14 protein-coding genes are annotated in these 15856 nt (G+C 70.9%); 8 read left to right on the forward strand and 6 right to left on the reverse strand.

Features of this window, described 5'->3' with window-relative positions; genetic code table 11:
• The 5 genes from ACP2AD_RS02565 to ACP2AD_RS02585 all read right to left on the reverse strand — a co-directional run.
• Window positions 1-1597: LamG-like jellyroll fold domain-containing protein (locus tag ACP2AD_RS02565; protein WP_425228520.1), on the reverse strand; the 1597-nt coding region annotated here is incomplete at its 3' end.
• The gene (locus ACP2AD_RS02570) at window positions 1594-2916 is read right to left on the reverse strand and encodes an MFS transporter (protein WP_425228521.1); all 1323 of its coding nucleotides are present in this window, start codon (window positions 2914-2916) and stop codon (window positions 1594-1596) included. The genes ACP2AD_RS02565 and ACP2AD_RS02570, both read right to left, overlap by 4 nt.
• Before the next feature lie 39 nt (window positions 2917-2955).
• Window positions 2956-3744 (reverse strand): 2-keto-4-pentenoate hydratase, encoded by a 789-nt coding sequence (locus ACP2AD_RS02575; protein ID WP_425228522.1) that lies wholly within the window; start codon window positions 3742-3744, stop codon window positions 2956-2958.
• A gap of 52 nt (window positions 3745-3796) precedes the next feature.
• Window positions 3797-5239: a mannitol dehydrogenase family protein gene (locus ACP2AD_RS02580; RefSeq protein WP_425228523.1), complete on the reverse strand. Its 1443-nt coding sequence runs from the start codon at window positions 5237-5239 to the stop codon at window positions 3797-3799.
• Window positions 5236-6702 (reverse strand): UxaA family hydrolase, encoded by a 1467-nt coding sequence (locus ACP2AD_RS02585; RefSeq protein WP_425228524.1) that lies wholly within the window; start codon window positions 6700-6702, stop codon window positions 5236-5238. Before ACP2AD_RS02585 ends, ACP2AD_RS02580 begins: the two co-directional genes overlap by 4 nt.
• 83 nt (window positions 6703-6785) lie before the next feature.
• On the opposite strand from ACP2AD_RS02585, the gene ACP2AD_RS02590 reads away from it, so the two are divergent.
• Genes ACP2AD_RS02590 through ACP2AD_RS02625 form a run of 8 tightly spaced genes read left to right on the forward strand, consistent with a single transcriptional unit; the run spans window position 6786 to window position 15249 of the window.
• Window positions 6786-7811: a LacI family DNA-binding transcriptional regulator gene (locus ACP2AD_RS02590; protein WP_425228737.1), complete on the forward strand. Its 1026-nt coding sequence runs from the start codon at window positions 6786-6788 to the stop codon at window positions 7809-7811.
• A 56-nt stretch (window positions 7812-7867) separates the two neighbouring features.
• A complete protein-coding gene (gene uxaC / locus ACP2AD_RS02595; RefSeq protein WP_425228525.1) occupies window positions 7868-9310 on the forward strand; it encodes a glucuronate isomerase in 1443 nt (480 codons plus the stop codon).
• A gap of 11 nt (window positions 9311-9321) precedes the next feature.
• Window positions 9322-10161 (forward strand): 5-dehydro-4-deoxy-D-glucuronate isomerase, encoded by an 840-nt coding sequence (kduI, locus tag ACP2AD_RS02600; RefSeq protein WP_425228738.1) that lies wholly within the window; start codon window positions 9322-9324, stop codon window positions 10159-10161.
• Window positions 10158-10913, forward strand: coding sequence for a 2-dehydro-3-deoxy-D-gluconate 5-dehydrogenase KduD (kduD, locus tag ACP2AD_RS02605; protein WP_425228526.1), 756 nt, complete (start codon window positions 10158-10160; stop codon window positions 10911-10913). Before kduI ends, kduD begins: the two co-directional genes overlap by 4 nt.
• On the forward strand, window positions 10910-11917 hold the full coding sequence (locus ACP2AD_RS02610) for a sugar kinase (RefSeq protein ID WP_425228527.1): 1008 nt from the start codon (window positions 10910-10912) through the stop codon (window positions 11915-11917). Before kduD ends, ACP2AD_RS02610 begins: the two co-directional genes overlap by 4 nt.
• Entirely contained in the window at window positions 11904-13448 is a 1545-nt protein-coding gene (locus ACP2AD_RS02615) for a carboxylesterase/lipase family protein (RefSeq protein ID WP_425228528.1), read from the forward strand. Before ACP2AD_RS02610 ends, ACP2AD_RS02615 begins: the two co-directional genes overlap by 14 nt.
• Window positions 13448-14275, forward strand: coding sequence for a rhamnogalacturonan acetylesterase (locus ACP2AD_RS02620; RefSeq protein ID WP_425228529.1), 828 nt, complete (start codon window positions 13448-13450; stop codon window positions 14273-14275). Before ACP2AD_RS02615 ends, ACP2AD_RS02620 begins: the two co-directional genes overlap by 1 nt.
• Window positions 14272-15249, forward strand: coding sequence for an alpha/beta hydrolase (locus tag ACP2AD_RS02625; RefSeq protein ID WP_425228530.1), 978 nt, complete (start codon window positions 14272-14274; stop codon window positions 15247-15249). Before ACP2AD_RS02620 ends, ACP2AD_RS02625 begins: the two co-directional genes overlap by 4 nt.
• Here ACP2AD_RS02625 and eda read toward each other — a convergent pair.
• The gene (gene eda / locus ACP2AD_RS02630) at window positions 15246-15851 is read right to left on the reverse strand and encodes a bifunctional 4-hydroxy-2-oxoglutarate aldolase/2-dehydro-3-deoxy-phosphogluconate aldolase (RefSeq protein ID WP_425228531.1); all 606 of its coding nucleotides are present in this window, start codon (window positions 15849-15851) and stop codon (window positions 15246-15248) included. The two genes, ACP2AD_RS02625 and eda, sit on opposite strands and share 4 nt — an antisense overlap.
• Between the last annotated feature and the right edge of the window lie 5 nt (window positions 15852-15856).

A 15856-nucleotide genomic window follows, 5' to 3' on the forward strand; every position in this document is an offset into this window, starting at 1 on the left:
TGTGGAGCGCGGGCAGGTCGATGGCGATGCCGTCGAGCCCATCATGCAGGTTCTGCCAGCCATAGTCGAAGGCGCGTGCGAGCGGCCGGTCGGGGGCGGCGTCGCCGAGACTGGCGGGGATCAGCAGATGGACGATCGGCGCGCCGGCCGGCGCGGCGGCGGCGGCCGTCTCCCCCAGGCCGCTGCCCGCGCCCACCGCCGCCCGCACGCCGCCCGACGGCAGCGCGATGACCGTCGCGCGCTCTTCGGGCGGGTAGCGTCCGGCGATCCAGCGGCGCAACGGCGCCAGCGCGGCGAGGTCGGCAGCGCTCGTCGAGACGGTGTAGCTCAGCTTGAAGAGGCCTGCCGGTTCCGCGCCCGCGCCGACCTGATATGCCCACAGCTCCTGGATCGGCTCTTCGGCCTCAGTATTGACGAACCTCAGCGTGCCGCCCGTGACCGGGGCGAAGGCATCGACCGAGCGCACCACCCCGGCCGGGCGGTGTGCCAGCACCCGCGCCGCGCCTGCGCCCGTCCAGTTCAACGTCCCATGTGCGCTGCCGCGCAGCTCGACGCGGTTGACCGTCTCGCCCGCCGGGATCGTCAGGTCATAGCGCCTGCCGCCTTCGACATAGGTGTTCCAGTCGGGGAGCTGGAAATAGTCGTTCCGCCCGGGCAGCCGCGAACGGTTGTAGACGCCGGGCCAAGTGGTTTCGGCGATGCCGTCGACGCCTTTCCACATCCACTGCCTCTGGTCGCGCGCGTCGCCGAACTCGACCTTGCGCACCCGCGTCACTGGATCGGTCAGCAGCGGCGGCGCCGCGCGATCCCAGCCGTACCGGTGCAGCCACGCGGCGCGCAGGGCGGCGGCGTCGGCCGCTGGTGGGGGAGCCGGGTCACGCCGCGCCGCGAGCGCTGCCGCGCCGGCGTCGCCGAGCGCCCGGTCGTAAACCCGCAGCTCGTCGAAATCCGAACCGCGCATGAAGCTGTACCGGCTCTGCACTTGGTGCGGCGCGATGACCCGGCCGGCAAAGCCGAACTGGTCGAGCCCCGTGTCGAGATCAGCGTGCTGCGGATTGCGGGCGAGCAGCCGCCCGTCAAGGTACAGCCGCGCTCCGCCCGTTTCGTCCCACGTAAAGGCGAGATGGCGCCAGGCATGTGGGTCGGACAGCGCGACCGTCGACGTGACCCGCACCCGGGCCAGATTGGCTTCGGTGACGAAAGCGTCGAAGCCGTGACCGTTCCAGTCGATGCGCAGGAAGGCCATGTCCCAGCTGGAATGATCGGCGAAGCCGGCGCGGAAGATCACGAACGGCGCGACGCCGACCGGGTCTCGCGCGCGCCACCAGAAAGCCACGGTGCCGCGCTGGCTGCGCATGTTCTGCGGCGCGTTCCAGGCGACATAGCCGTCGTCCGCCCACCGCGCCGCGCCGCCGATCGCGCCGTCCGGAATGACGGTGACGCCGCTGCGGAAGTTGGGCCGCGGATCGCCCGCGGCGGTCTCTGCGGTCAGGTCGTGATCCGCCGACGCGCGGAAGAGCAGCCCGGTGCCGTCCTGCGCGCGCGCGGCCGCGGCCAGCAAAAACGCGCCCAGTACCGGCCAGCGCCGCGCGGTCACAGCGCCGTCCTCACCCGCTCCAGCCGTGGCGACAGCAGGTGGATCGCGGTCAGCGCTACAAAATAGGCCGCGCCCGCAAGCACGAACAGCGGCTTGTACGTCCCCAGCCGCTCCAGCACGTCGCCGGCGTGAAGCGAGAACAGCATGCCCCCGACGGCGCCGATCGTACCGCCGATGCCGATCACCGATCCAACCGCAAAGCGCGGGAACAGGTCCGACGGCAGCGCATAGACGTTCGCCGAAAAGGCCTGGTGCGCCGCCGCCGCGACGCCGATGATCGCGACGCTTACCCACAGATTGCCGACCGACGTCACGAACATCACCGGCAGCACGAACAGCGCGCAGATCAGCATGGTCAGCTTGCGCGCGCGGTTCGGCGTCGCGCCCGCTGCCAGCATCCGCGACGACAGCCACCCCCCGGCGATGCTGCCGAAGTCGGAGATCAGATAGATCGCGCCGAGTGCGATCACCGCCGTCGGCGTCTTCCAGCTGGTCAGGTCGAGCCCGTATTGCTTGCCCAGGAAGGACGGCAGCCAGAACAGATAGAACCACCAGATCGGGTCGATGCAGAACTTGCCGAGCGCAAACGCCCAGGTCTCGCGCATTGACAGCAGGGTCAGCCAGCTGACCCTGACCGGCGGATCGACCGGATCCTGCTCGATATAGGCCGCTTCGGCGGCGGACACCTGAGGTTTGTCGCGTGGCTGGTCGCGGAAGATCAGCAGCCAGGCAAGCAGCCAGGCGAGACCGAGCACGCCCGACAGCACAAAGGTCATCCGCCAGCCGACCGCAGGCAGCATCAGGTAGATGAGCAGCGGCGCCACGATCGCGCCGACGTTCGACCCGGCGTTGAAGATACCGATCGCCAGCGCGCGCTCGCGCTGCGGAAACCAGTTAGCGACGGCTTTTACCCCGCCCGGGAAGTTGCCGGATTCGCCGATCCCCAGACCGAAGCGGGCCAGCGCGAACTGTCCCACCGACGACACGGCGCCGTGCGCCACATGCGCCACCGTCCAGATCGCGACCGCGACGGCATAGCCGATCCGCGCGCCGAGCACGTCGACCACCTTGCCGAAGGTGAGGTAGCCGATCGCATAGGCGCACTGGAACCAGAAGACGATGTTGCCGTAGTCGAGCTCCGACCAGCCAAGCTCCTTCGACAGCAGCGGCTTCAACAGCCCGATCATCTGCCGGTCGACATAATTGACCGCGGTGGCGGCGAAGAGCAGCCCGCAGATCACCCAGCGGTAGCGGCCGATCCTGCCGCCCGCTGCTCCGGTCGCGCCGTCTGCCCCGGCGAAGTCCGCCCGTGTCGCCATCAACCCTCTCCCTCGGCCTCTGATGGGCCGCAATCGCTGCTAGTGTGGCTTGATCGTGCAGCGCGCGCTGTACTTTCCGTCGAACCGTGCCTCGACCGCGTCGCCGGCCGCGACCGCGTGGACGCCGGTGACGGCGCCGCTGGAAATCCACGTCCCGGCGGGCAGCTCGATACCGCGTGCCGCCATGTGCTCCAGCAGGAAGCGCGCCGCGCCGAACGGGCCGTCGAGCATCATCGCCGCCGTGCCGGCGCCGACCCGCTCGCCGTTAACGAGCAACTCCACGGCGATCGCGTTGACGTCCGCGTCGCGCCAGCCGGGCAGTTCGGCACCCACGACTAGACCGTTGTTGTTGCCGAAATCGGACACGGTGACGGCGGGCCCGTGGCGGTTGATCCCGTCGAACGGGGAGGACGCGATTTCGATGCCGATGTGCACCGCATCGATCAGCGCGCGCGCCTCCGCCAGCGTGTAGGCGGTGCGGGCGGGATCGGGCTGCCGGCCCAGCCGCAACAGGAACTCCGCCTCCGCCGCGGCAAAGCCGCCGGCGAAGATCGCCATCGCCGGCGGCGGATCGGCGTGGACGATGCGATCGGCGAAGATCGGCCCGGCGAGGCGGTCGACGCCGTCGATCGGCGGGTCGATCTTGCCGACCTTCCAGCCTGCGACCGTGCCGCCGCTCAGCGCGATCGCGACGTCCTGCACCGCATAGCCGTCTGCCAGCAGCCCCGGCTTGACCCCTGGATAGCCGGACAGCGCCCGTCCGGCGCGGCGTGCGGTCACGAAGGCGCGCGCGATCGTCTCGACATCGCCGGCAACATCAGCCCCCACCATCATCCCCTGGCCATTCTTCTGTTTGTCCCGGGCGTAGGGGAAACCGGTGTCAGGAGCAAGCGGCCTCCGCCGCCCGGGCGAAGAATTGCGGCCAGTCGCCGCCGGATGCGGCATCGGCAGCGGCGGCGACAGCACGGCCGGTGAGGTCATCGGGGAGCGGCAACAGCCCCGCCGCCGCCAACCGTGCGACGACGATCGCGCCGTCGCCGTCCGCCGCCGCTCCGGTCAGCGTCGCCGCCGCCGGGTCGACGAGCGGCACGCCGGCGCGCGCGCGCTGCATCAGGAACGCGACCCAAGCGCCGGCCGCCGCCGCCACGCGTCCCGGCGGCGCACCGGCCCGGCGCCGCGCCGCCAGCGTATCGAGCAAGCGGTAGGGCAGCTTCTGCGATCCGTCCCAGGCGATCTGTTCCAGCCGATGAACGAGCACCGAGTTGCGAAACCGATCGAGCACGGCGGCGGCATAGTCCGCCAGGTCCAGCCCGGGGGCAGGCGGCAGCGACGGCGCGATCTCTGCGGCGATCATGGTCGCGACGAAGCCGGCGAGCGCGCGATCGGCCATCGCCCTGGCGACGCTGGCATGGCCGCGCAGCAGCCCGACATAGGCGAGCGTGGAATGACTGCCGTTGAGGATGCGCAGTTTCGCCCGCTCATAGGCGCCGACGTCGCCCGTCACGATTGCGCCGCCGGCCGCCAAGTCGGGGCCGAATGCGCCGATGTCCTCGATCACCCATTGCGCGAACGCCTCGCGTTGCACCGGGATGGCGTCGTCGACGCCCAGCACCGTCGCGGTCGCGGCGATCAACGCGGCGTCGCTAGCCGGGGTGATCGCGTCGACCATCGTCGTGGCGACCCGTACCTCACCCGCGATCCAGTCGGCCAACGAGCCGTCGCGCGCGCGGGCGAGGGCGATCAGCGCCGCGCGGACGGCGGCGCCGTTGCCCGGCAGATTGTCGCACGGCATCACGACGAAGGGCGCGTCGCCCGCCGCGCGGCGTGCCGCCAGCCCCGCGACGATCCACCCGATCGCGCTAATCGGCCGGGCGGGCGCGGCGAGATCGTGGACGATGTCGCGATGATTGAAATCGAGCGTACCGTCAGGCGCCAGGCAATAGCCCTTCTCCGTCACCGTCGTCGTCACCAGCGCCGTTTCCGGCCGGGCGAGCACCCGCATCGTTGCGGCGCCGTCGTCGGGGCCCAGCCACGCCCGATGGGCATCGAGCACGCGCCACGCGGGCATGGCATCCCGGATTGCCAGCGTATAAAGGCCGTCCTGCGCCGCCAGCACGTCGACGATCCCGCGGCTGCGCAACGCTACCGCGGCGATACCCCAGCGTGGGTCGTGATCGAGCAGCGTGTCGATGTACGCCGCCTGATGCGCGCGATGGAACGCACCCGGTCCGAGATGGACGATGCCGACGCCGATCGGCCCGCGCTGCGCCGGGCGCTGTACGGCGGGCGGCAAGCGCTCCAGCGTCGCCCGGTTCAGCCTCACAGAGTGACGCCGCGCTTCCACAGGGCGATCTCGCGCTCGCCGAGCCGCTCCGCCGCGGTCGGTTCGCCGCTCGCCACGGCGACGATCCGGTCGAGCAGCGCCGCCGCCGCCGCGTCGATGCCGTCGTCGAGCACGGCGCCGGCATCGAAGTCGATCCACCCCGGCTTGCGCGCCGCCAGCGCACCGTTCGACGCGATCTTCACCGTCGGCGCCGGGAAGCCCAGCGGTGTACCCCGCCCGGTCGTGAACAGGATGCAGGTCGCCCCCGCGGCGGTCAGCGCGGTGGCCGACACCGCGTCGTTGCCCGGCGCCTCCAGCACCGACAGACCGCGAGCGCGCACCCGCGCGCCATAGTCGAGCACATCAACGATCGCCGTCCTGCCGCCCTTCTGCACCGCGCCAAGCGACTTCTCCTCCAGCGTCGTGATCCCGCCTGCGACATTGCCCGGTGAGGGATTCTCCGACACGGGCAGCCCGGCGTCGAGATAGTAGCGTTTGAACCGGTTGAGCAGCGCCGCCAGCCGCGCGAACACCGCCGCGTCCGCGGCGCGATCGAGCAGCAGCGCTTCCGCCCCGAACATCTCCGGAATCTCGGTCAGGATCGCCGCGCCGCCCGCCCCGATCACAGCATCGGCGATCCGCCCGACCAGCGGATTGGCGGTCAGCCCCGACAGACCGTCCGACCCGCCGCATTTCAGCCCCAGCACCAGGGCGTCGAGCCCCATCGGCATGCGCGGCATCGCCGCCGCCTCCGCCAGCGCGACGACCGCCGCAACCCCGGCCGCCTCCTCGTCGTCGCAGAGCTGTGCGCCGATGGTGCGGATGGCACCGCGGCGCTCTGCCGGGATGGCGTCGAGCAGCGCGTCGAGCTGGTTCTCCTCGCAGCCGAGCCCGAGCAGCAGCACGCCGCCAGCATTGGGATGGCAGGCCAGGCTTGCCAGCATCGCGCGCGTCGCGGCCAGATCGTCGCCCAGCTGCGAACAGCCGAACGGATGCTGGAACGCGTACACGCCGTCGACCAGCCCCGCGACTAAAGGTGCGGCGGCACGCGCGATCCGCTCGGCGCTCCGGGCGACGCAGCCGACCGTGGGCAGAATCCAGATTTCGTTGCGCGTCCCCACCAGCCCGTCGGCGCGCCGGTAGCCCTGAAAGCAGCGCTGGTCCCGCCGGATGGCGGCGGGCGCGGTGCCGCCGCCAAACTGGTAGCGGACCTCGCCCGCCAGCCCGGTCGCGAGATTGTGGCTGTGGACGTGCTCGCCCCGCGCGATCGCCAAGGCCGCCCGGCCGATCGACTGCCCGTATTTCAGCACCGTCTCGCCAGCGCCGATTGCCCGTCGCGCCAGCTTGTGGCCCCGCGGCACCGCTTCGCCCAGCGTCACCCCGGCGCACTGCTCGCCTGCGGCGAGGTCAGCCAGCGCCGTGGCCACGCAGTCGGCCGGGTCAAGGATAAGCGCACGGTCCACGCCGCTGTCTATCGGTGTCAGCCGGACGATTGGCAAGCCGCGGCCGCTGGCACCGGCGGGCGGCGCCCGCTATGCCCCGGCGCATGGTGAAGACCGGCCAGCCGACGATTAACGACGTGGCCCGCGAAGCGGGGGTGTCGAAGAAGACGGTCAGTCGCGTCATCAACCGCTCGCCGCTGCTCAACGCGGAAACCCGCGCCCGCGTTGAGGAAGTGATCGCCGAGCTGGGCTATATCCCCAATCCGCAGGCGCGCGCGCTGGCGTTGCGGCGTAACTTCCTGATCGGGCTGGTGCACGACAACCCAAATGCCCAGATGGTGATGAACGTGCAGCAGGGCATTCTGGAGGCGCTGCACGGCACCGAGTTCGAACTGGTCGTGCGTCCCGTTGATCGCGGCTCCGCGACGATGAGCGAGGATCTGCGCCACTTCCTGGAGCGACAGCGGCTGTTCGGCGTCGTCATCCTGCCGCCGGTGAGCGAAAACGATGCGGTGGCAAAGATCTGCACCCAGATCGGCTGCCGCTATGTCCGGATGGGATCGGCGCGGCTCGACGACGACGCGCATATGGTGGCGTCGAACGACCGCGAGGCGGTGCGCGCCGCGACGCAATATCTGATCGGCGAGGGGCATCGCCGGATCGGCCTGATCGCCGGTCCGCACGGCTTCCGTTCGGCCCGCGAGCGGCGCCTGGGGTTCGAGGAAGCGCTCGCCGGCGCCGACATCGCGCTGCCGCGATCCATGGTGGCGGACGGCAACTATACTTTCGACTCCGGCCTGGTAGCGGCCGCACGGCTGCTCGACGTGGTGCCGCGCCCGACCGCGATCTTCGCTTCCAATGACGAGATGGCGGCCGGCGTGATGCACGCGGCGCGGCAGCGCGGGCTCGACATCCCGCGCGATCTGTCGATCGTCGGCTTCGACGACACGCCGGTCGCCGCGCATGTCTGGCCGCCGCTGACGACGGTGCGCTGGCCGATCGCATCGATGGCGCGCTCTGCCGCGCTCAAGCTGGTCGCCGGGATCGAGGGCGGGGATGTGGTAGAGGAGCCGTCGCTGTTCGTCTCGACGTTGATCCGGCGCGCGTCTGTGCAGAAGCCGAGTGGGTAGGTTGCGCGAGGGGCTGACACCGGTTACCGGTGCGGCACAACAAGGAGGGGAAAAGGGTGACGCGGCCGTTGCAGCTCGATCCGGATCGGCTGTTCCCCGCCGACGCGCGCACCCGCAACCTCGCCCGCGCGCTCTATGCAGAGGTCGCGGCGCTGCCGATCGTCAGCCCGCACGGCCATGTCGATCCACGCTGGTTCGCCGATAACGCGTCATGGTCGAATGCGAGCGAGCTGCTGCTCGCGCCTGACCACTACCTGTTCCGGATGCTTCATTCGCAGGGTGTGCCGCTCGACACGCTCGGCGTTCCGCGCCGCGACGGCGCGTCGGCGATCGAGCCCCGCGCGGCGTGGCGCGCCTTCGCCGCGCATTGGCATCTGTTCCGCGGCACGCCATCGCGGCTGTGGCTCGACCACGTCTTTGCGCAGGTGTTCGGCCTCGACGTGATGCTCGAGGCTGCGACGGCCGACCATTATTTCGACGTGATCGGCGAGGCGCTCTCGACCCCCGCCTTTCGCCCGCGCGCGCTGTTCGAGCGGTTCGGGATCGACTTCCTCGCCACCACCGAGGCCGCCGATGATCCGCTCGCGCATCACGCCGCGATCCATCGCGCGGGCTGGCGCGGGCGCGTCGTCACCACCTACCGCCCGGACAGCGTCATCGATGTCGAGCATGAAGGGTTCCGCCCAGCGATGGCGCGCTTCGCGGCGCTGACGGGCGAGGATGTCGAAAGCTGGAGGGGTTACCTCGCCGCCCACCGCCGCCGTCGCGCCTTTTTCCGGACGATGGGCGCGACCGCGACCGATCATGGGCATCCCACCGCCGCAACCGCCGACCTGTCACCCGGCGAGGCGGAGGCGTTGTTCCACCGGGTCACGGGCGACGACTGGACCCCGGCCGACGCCGAGCTGTTCCGGGCGCAGATGCTGACCGAGATGGCGCGGATGAGCGTCGACGACGGCATGGTCATGCAGCTCCATCCCGGCAGCATGCGCAACCACGACGCAGCCTTATTCCGCACCCACGGCCGCGACAAGGGCGCCGATATCCCGACCCGCACCGACTATGTTCATGCATTGAGGCCGCTGCTCAACGTTGTCGGCCATGAGCGCGACCTGACGATCATTCTCTTCACCCTAGACGAAAGCAGCTACGCGCGCGAGCTGGCGCCGCTGGCGGGACATTATCCCTGCCTGAAGCTTGGGCCGGCCTGGTGGTTCCATGACTCGCCCGAAGGCATGCGGCGCTTCCGGGAGATGACGACGGAGACCGCTGGCTTCTACAACACGGTCGGCTTCAACGACGATACCCGCGCCTTTCTGTCGATTCCCGCCCGCCACGACGTCGCGCGCCGGGTCGACTGCGCGTTCCTGGCGCGGCTTGTCGCCGAAGGGCGGGTCGCCGACTGGGAAGCCGTCGAGCTGGCGCACGAGCTGACCGGCGGGCTCGTCCGTCGCGCCTACAAGATCGATCAACCCACCCTCGCCGCCGTCGCGGCATGACCGGAGCAGCCATGTTCGAGCGCACCTATTACGCCACCCACCCCGACATGATGGAGTGCGTCTCCAACGACGAGCTGCGCGATCGCTACCTGATCGAAGGACTGTTCCGGCCGGGTGAGTGCGTGCTCAACTATACCCATGCCGACCGGTTCGTGATCGGCGGCGTTGCGGTCGAGGGCGCCCCGGTGGCGCTGCCCGCGCAGTCGGAACCGTCGTCCGCTGCCGGCCACCCGTTTCTCGAACGCCGCGAGCTGGCAGTCGTCAATGTCGGCGCAGCGGACGGCACGGTGACCGTCGACGGCGAGGCGTTCACGCTGGGCAGAATGGATTGCCTGTACGTCACGATGGGCGCGAAGGACGTCGCGTTCGGCGGCGCGGGTGCGCGCTTCTACCTAGCGAGCTGTCCCGCGCATCAGGCGTTCGCGACGCGCAAGCTGGGTATCGCCGACGCCAATGCACTGGAGCGTGGCAGCCTGGAAGAATCGAACGAACGGACCATCTATCAGCTCGTCATCCCGGGCGTCTGCGAATCGGCGCAGCTGGTGATGGGGTTGACGGTGCTGAAACCCGGCAGCGTCTGGAACACGATGCCGCCGCATGTCCATGAGCGGCGCTCCGAAATCTATTTCTACTTCAACCTCGACGGCGCCAACGACCGCGTGATGCACTTCATGGGCGAGGGCGAGGCGATGCGGCACATCGTCATGGCGAACGAGGAGGCGGTGATCAGCCCGCCCTGGTCGATCCACATGGGCGCGGGGACAAAGGCCTATGCCTTCATCTGGGCGATGGCGGGCGAGAACCAGGACTATACGGACATGACCGTGCTCGACATCTGCCAGCTGGCATGAGCGGACCCTTCGACCTGACCGGCCGCGTCGCCGCCGTCACTGGCGCCAATACCGGCATCGGTCAGGCGATCGCGTTGGCACTCGCCGCGGCGGGGGCGGATGTCGCTTGTGTGGGCCGCACGCCCGCGGACGAGACGGCCGCCGGGGTACGCGCGCTCGGCCGCAAAGCGACGATCGTACCGGCCGACCTCACGACGATCGAACCGGTGGGGCGCGTCGTCGACGAGACGCTGGCGGCGCTCGGCGGCCTCGACATCCTGGTCAACAACGCCGGCATCATCCGCCGCGCCGATGCGGTCGATTTCAGCGAGGCTGATTGGGATGCGGTGATCGACACCAACCTGAAAAGCGTCTTCTTCCTGTGCCAGGCGGCGGGACGGCACATGCTGGCCAACGGCGGCGGCAAGATCATCAACATCGCGTCGATGCTGACGTTTCAGGGCGGGATCCGCGTGCCGAGCTATACCGCGTCCAAATCCGGCATCGGCGGCCTCACCAAGCTGCTCGCGAACGAGTGGGCGGCGCGGGGCGTGAACGTCAACGCGATCGCACCCGGCTACATCGCCACCAACAACACCGCCGCGCTGCAGGCGGACGTCGCGCGCAACCGGGCGATCGTCGAGCGAATTCCGGCGGGAAGCTGGGGCGATCCGGGCGATCTCGGCGGCGCCGCGGTGTTCCTCGCAAGCCGCGCGGCGGACTATGTCCATGGTCACATTCTCGCGGTCGACGGCGGCTGGCTGGCGCGGTGACGAAGCTGCTCTGCTTCGGCGAGATCATGCTCCGGCTGTCGCCGCCGGGACGCGAGCTGCTGTTGCAGACGCCGGCGCTCGACGTCTGGGTGGCCGGGGCGGAAGCGAACGTCGCGACGCAGCTTGCGCGCCTCGGTCATCGCGTGAGCTTCGCCAGCCGTGTGCCCGACAACGACCTCGGCCGCGCGGCGATCGCGACGCTGCGCGGCCACGGCGTCGACACGCGCGGCATCCAGCTCAGCGGCGAGCGGATGGGGCTGTATTTCGTCACCTCTGGCGCGGGGCTGCGCGCGACCGACGTGATCTACGACCGCGCCGGGTCGGCCTTTGCCGAAACGCCAGTCGCGGCGTGGAAATGGGATACGCTGCTTGCGGGGGTCGACCGGTTGCACCTGTCCGGCATCACGCCCGCCCTCGGCACGGCCAGCGCGGCGGCGGCGCTGGCGGCGGCGGAGACTGCCACCGGGGCGGGCGTGCCCGTCTCATTCGACGGTAATTATCGCGAGAAGCTGTGGGCGCGCCGCGGCGGCGATCCGCGCGCGATCCTGACCGGGCTGGTGAGCCATGCCGACCTGCTGTTCGGCAATTACCGCGACATCGCGCTGCTGCTCGGCCGCGATTTCCGGGGCGAGGGCGAGGCGCGTCGGCGCGATGCGGCGGAGGCGGCATTTGACGCCTTCCCGCGCCTGCGGGTGATCGCCTCCACCGCGCGCACAGTGGAGCAGGTTGACCGCCACCGCCTGTCCGCGCGCGTCGACACACGCGAGGGCGCGGCGCAGACCGAGGAGATCGCCGTCGCCGGCATCGTCGACCGGATCGGCGGCGGCGACGCCTTCGCGGCGGGCGTGCTCCATGCGCAGCGGAACGGCGGCGATCCTCAAGCCATGGCCCGCACCGGTCTGGCGCTCGCGGCGCTCAAGCACTCGCTGCCGGGCGACGCGAGCCTGTTCCGTCAGGCGGACCTCGACGCCTATCTGGCCGGCGGGCTCGATGTCCGGCGGTGAGCCGAGCCGTCGCGCGGTGCTGGGCGGCGGCATCGCGGCGGCGGCGATGCCGCGGCACGCGCACGCGTCGGGGTGGCAGCTGGCGATCGCCGACGCACCCGCGGGCTCGTTCGCGGGCGATTTCGACGGCGACGTCGTCCGCTTCCGCGGCATCCGCTACGGCCGCGCCCCGCGCTTCCAGCCGCCGGAGCCGATCGCCGCGTCCCGCCTGCCGATCGAGGCGCAGGCGTTCGGTCCGGTCGCGCCCCAGCCGGGCGACCGCTACGGCCCGCAGTCGGAGGATTGCCTTTTCCTCAACGTCTGGACCGCCGATCCCGACCCGCGCGCACGCAAGCCGGTCATGGTCTATATCCACGGCGGCGCCTATTCGACCGGCAGCGTCACCGATCCGCTTAACGACGGCACGGCACTCGCGGCACGCGGCGACGTGGTGGTCGTCACCGTCAACCACCGCCTCAACGCCTTCGGCTATCTGTACCTCGCCCGCCTCGACCCGCGCTTCCCCGACAGCGGCAATCTGGGCCAGCTCGACCTGATCCTCGCGCTTCAATGGGTGCGCGACAACATCGCCGCGTTCGGCGGCGATCCGGCGCGCGTCACCGTGTTCGGCCAGTCGGGCGGCGGCGCGAAGATCGCGACCATGCTGGCCCAGCCCGCCGCCACCGGGCTGTTCCACCGCGCGATCACGATGAGCGGGCAACAGGTCACCGCCTCGGGCCCGCTCCACGCGACGGAGCGGACGCGCGCCTATATGGCGAAGCTGGGGGCAAACAGCGTCGACGACCTGCTCGCCATGCCCGTGGCGAGGCTGGTCGAGGGGCTCGCCGCGACCGACCCGATCCTGGGCGGCGGCCTCTACTTTGGCCCGGTGCTCGATATGCGCAGCCTCGCCCGCCATCCCTTCTGGCCCGACGCGCCGCCGAGCACCGTGCCGCTGATGCTGGGCAACACACGTCAGGAGACGGGCGCGTTCATCTCGCCCGACAGCGACCGGGTGAAGACGCTGAGCTGGACCAACCTCGCCGAGCGGATGACGCCCGAGCTGCGCGTCGACCTCTCGCCCGAATGGATCGTCGCGCAGTATCGGCAGCACTTTTCCGACTGGACGCCGCAACAAATCTTCTACGACGCCACCACCTGCGGCCGCAGCTGGCCGGGGCAGGTGATCGAGGCGGAGGCGCGCGCGCGGGCCGGGGCGCCTGCGTGGGTATACCAGCTCGACTTCGCGTCGCGCATCGACCCGCGGCGCGGCGCGTTTCATACGATGGACATACCCCTCGCGTTCGGGACGCTGGGCGCAGAGGGGTCGCAGACCGGCACCGGGGCGGACGCTCGTGCGGCGTCGCAGGCGCTGCAGAACCGGTTCGTCGCCTTTGCCACGCACGGCACGCCCGGGGCAGGGTGGCCGCGTTACGATCTGACCAGCCGCGCGACGATGCTGTTCGACACCCGCGCGCGCGTCGAAAACGATCCCCGCCGGTGGCAGCGCGAATTGTTCGCACGCGCACCCTATATCCAGCCGGGAACGTGATGCTCTCCATCCTCCTGGCGGCCGCGCAAGCCGCAGCACCGGTCGCGCCGCCCCCCGTCGTCCCGATCCGGCCGTCGAAGATCATCCTGGTCGGCGATTCGACGATGCAGGTGAACAGCGGCTGGGGCGGCGCCTTTTGTGCCACGCGCGTCGTGTCGACCGCGGCATGCGTCGATCTCGGTCGCGGCGGCCGCTCGACCAGCAGCTATCGCGCGGAAGGCAGCTGGGCGGTCGCACTCGCCGAGGCACGCGTGCCCGGCTATGTCGCCACCTATGTCCTAATCCAGTTCGGTCACAATGATCAGCCGGGCAAGCCGGGCCGCTCGACCGACCTCGCCACCGAGTTCCCCGCCAACCTGCGCCGCTATGTGGCCGAGGCGCGCGCGGCGGGCGCGGTGCCGATCCTCGTCACCCCGCTTACCCGCCGCAGCTTCACCGCCGAACAGGTGACTCGCGATCTCGATCCCTGGGCGGACGCGATCCGCCGTGTCGCCGCCGAGCTGCGGGTGCCGCTGGTCGATCTCACCGCACGCTCGGCGGCGGTGGTCGAGGCGATGGGGCCGGCGCTGGCGACGCACCTCGCCGAAACGCCGGGCGATGCGGCGACGCAGGCGGCGGCGCTGACGGGCACGACGGTGGAGCATGCGTCCCCGGCGGCTGTCCCACCATCGCCTCCCGTGCCGGGGACGCCGCCGCGCGTCGGCGCCGCGACACCGGTGTTCGACTACACCCATCTCGGCCCGTTCGGCGCCGAGCTGTTCGCGAGCGTCGTCGCCGGCGAGCTGGCGCGCGCGGTGCCGGCGATGCGTCCGCTGCTGATCCCGTGATCACACGCCGCGCAACGCTGATCGGATCGCTCGCCGGGGCGGTGACGGCGCAGACACTGGTGCCGCGCGTGACCGGCGAGACGATGCTGCTCCCCGATCCGACCGAGACGATCGACCTGTGGCCGGGTGACGCACCCGGTCTGCCAAGCCCGCCGCCGCAGGAGCGGACGGTCGAGCGATCGATCGACCCGCGTCGTCCCGACCGGGCCGTGACCGGCATTACGCGCCCCCGTCTGGTCGTGTTCCGTCCTGCCCGCGCGAACGGGTCGGCGCTGCTGGTCGCACCGGGCGGCGGCTACGCGCGCGTCGTCGTCGACAAGGAAGGGTTCGAGATGGGCCGCCTGCTGTCGGCGCGCGGCTGGACGGTGTTCGTGCTGTTCTACCGCCTGCCAGGCGAGGGCTGGGCGGATCGCGCCGACGTGGCGCTGGCAGATGCGCAGCGGGCAATGCGGCTGATCCGCGCGCGGGCAGGGCACTACGGCATCGAGCCGGCGAGGGTCGGCGCGATGGGCTTCTCGGCGGGCGGTCATGTCTGCGCCGACCTCGCGACGCGGCATGCCGCGAGCGTCTATCGCCTGATCGATGCGGCGGACGCGCTGCCGGCGAAGCCGCTGGCCGCTGCGCCGATCTATGCGGTGCAGGCGATGGACCCGGCCCTGGCGCATCCCGGCTCGCGTGAGCTGCTGCTTGGCCCGAACCCGTCGGCCGATGTGGTGCGCGCGCACTCGCCCGCGGCCAATGTCACTGCCGCCACGCCGCCGATCTTCATGGTCCATGCCGAGGACGACCGCACCGTGCCGCCCGCCAACAGCGTCGTGTTCCGCGAAGCCTGCAAAGCCGCTGGCGTGCCTGTCGAGCTCCACCTGTTCGCCGAGGGCGGCCACGGTTTCGGCGTGCGCGGCGCCGCGGGCAAGCCGGTCGCGCTCTGGCCGGCGCTGTTCGCCGCCTGGGCGAAAACGTACGGGCTGGGCTAGGCGCCGAGCGCCGCTGCCGCGCGCGCCTTTGCCTCCACCTCGGCGGGCGAGCCGCCGGCGACCCAGCTGCCGCCGACGCACAGCACGGGGTCGAACGCCAGCCAGTCGCGGGCGCTGTCCGGCCCGATCCCGCCGGTCGGGCAGAAGCGGCATTGCCCGAACGGTGCCGCCAGCGCTTTTAGTGCAGGCAAGCCACCCGAAGTGGCGGCGGGGAAGAACTTGAAGTGCATCAGCCCCAGCTCCAACCCGCGCATGATGTCGCCCGCCGTTGCCACACCCGGGAGATACGGGAGCCCACCCGCAATGACATGTTCCGACAGCCGCGTGCTCAGTCCGGGCGAGACGATGAACTCCGCGCCGGCGTCGCGCACCGCGTCGACCTGGTCAGGGGTGATCACAGTGCCCGCGCCGACCACGGCGCCGGGCACCGCCTTCATCGCGCGGATCGCGTCGAGCGCGGCGGGGGTGCGCAGCGTCACTTCCAGGGCACGCAAGCCGCCCGCGACCAGCGCCTCGGCCAGCGGCCGGGCGGTCGCGGCATCGTCGATCACCAGCACCGGAATGACCGGCGCCAGGCGCATGATCGCGGCAATGTCGGTCACGCAAT

This window comes from Sphingomonas sp. (assembly GCF_965248875.1).
Lineage (GTDB): Bacteria > Pseudomonadota > Alphaproteobacteria > Sphingomonadales > Sphingomonadaceae > Sphingomonas.

Coding starts and splice junctions, on each gene's coding strand:
- ACP2AD_RS02590 (WP_425228737.1), top strand. CDS start 6,786: ATGGTGAAGACCGGCCAGCCGACGATTAACGACGTGGCCCGCGAAGCG.
- ACP2AD_RS02570 (WP_425228521.1), bottom strand. CDS start 2,916: ATGGCGACACGGGCGGACTTCGCCGGGGCAGACGGCGCGACCGGAGCA.
- ACP2AD_RS02615 (WP_425228528.1), top strand. CDS start 11,904: ATGTCCGGCGGTGAGCCGAGCCGTCGCGCGGTGCTGGGCGGCGGCATC.
- ACP2AD_RS02620 (WP_425228529.1), top strand. CDS start 13,448: ATGCTCTCCATCCTCCTGGCGGCCGCGCAAGCCGCAGCACCGGTCGCG.
- kduI (WP_425228738.1), top strand. CDS start 9,322: ATGTTCGAGCGCACCTATTACGCCACCCACCCCGACATGATGGAGTGC.
- kduD (WP_425228526.1), top strand. CDS start 10,158: ATGAGCGGACCCTTCGACCTGACCGGCCGCGTCGCCGCCGTCACTGGC.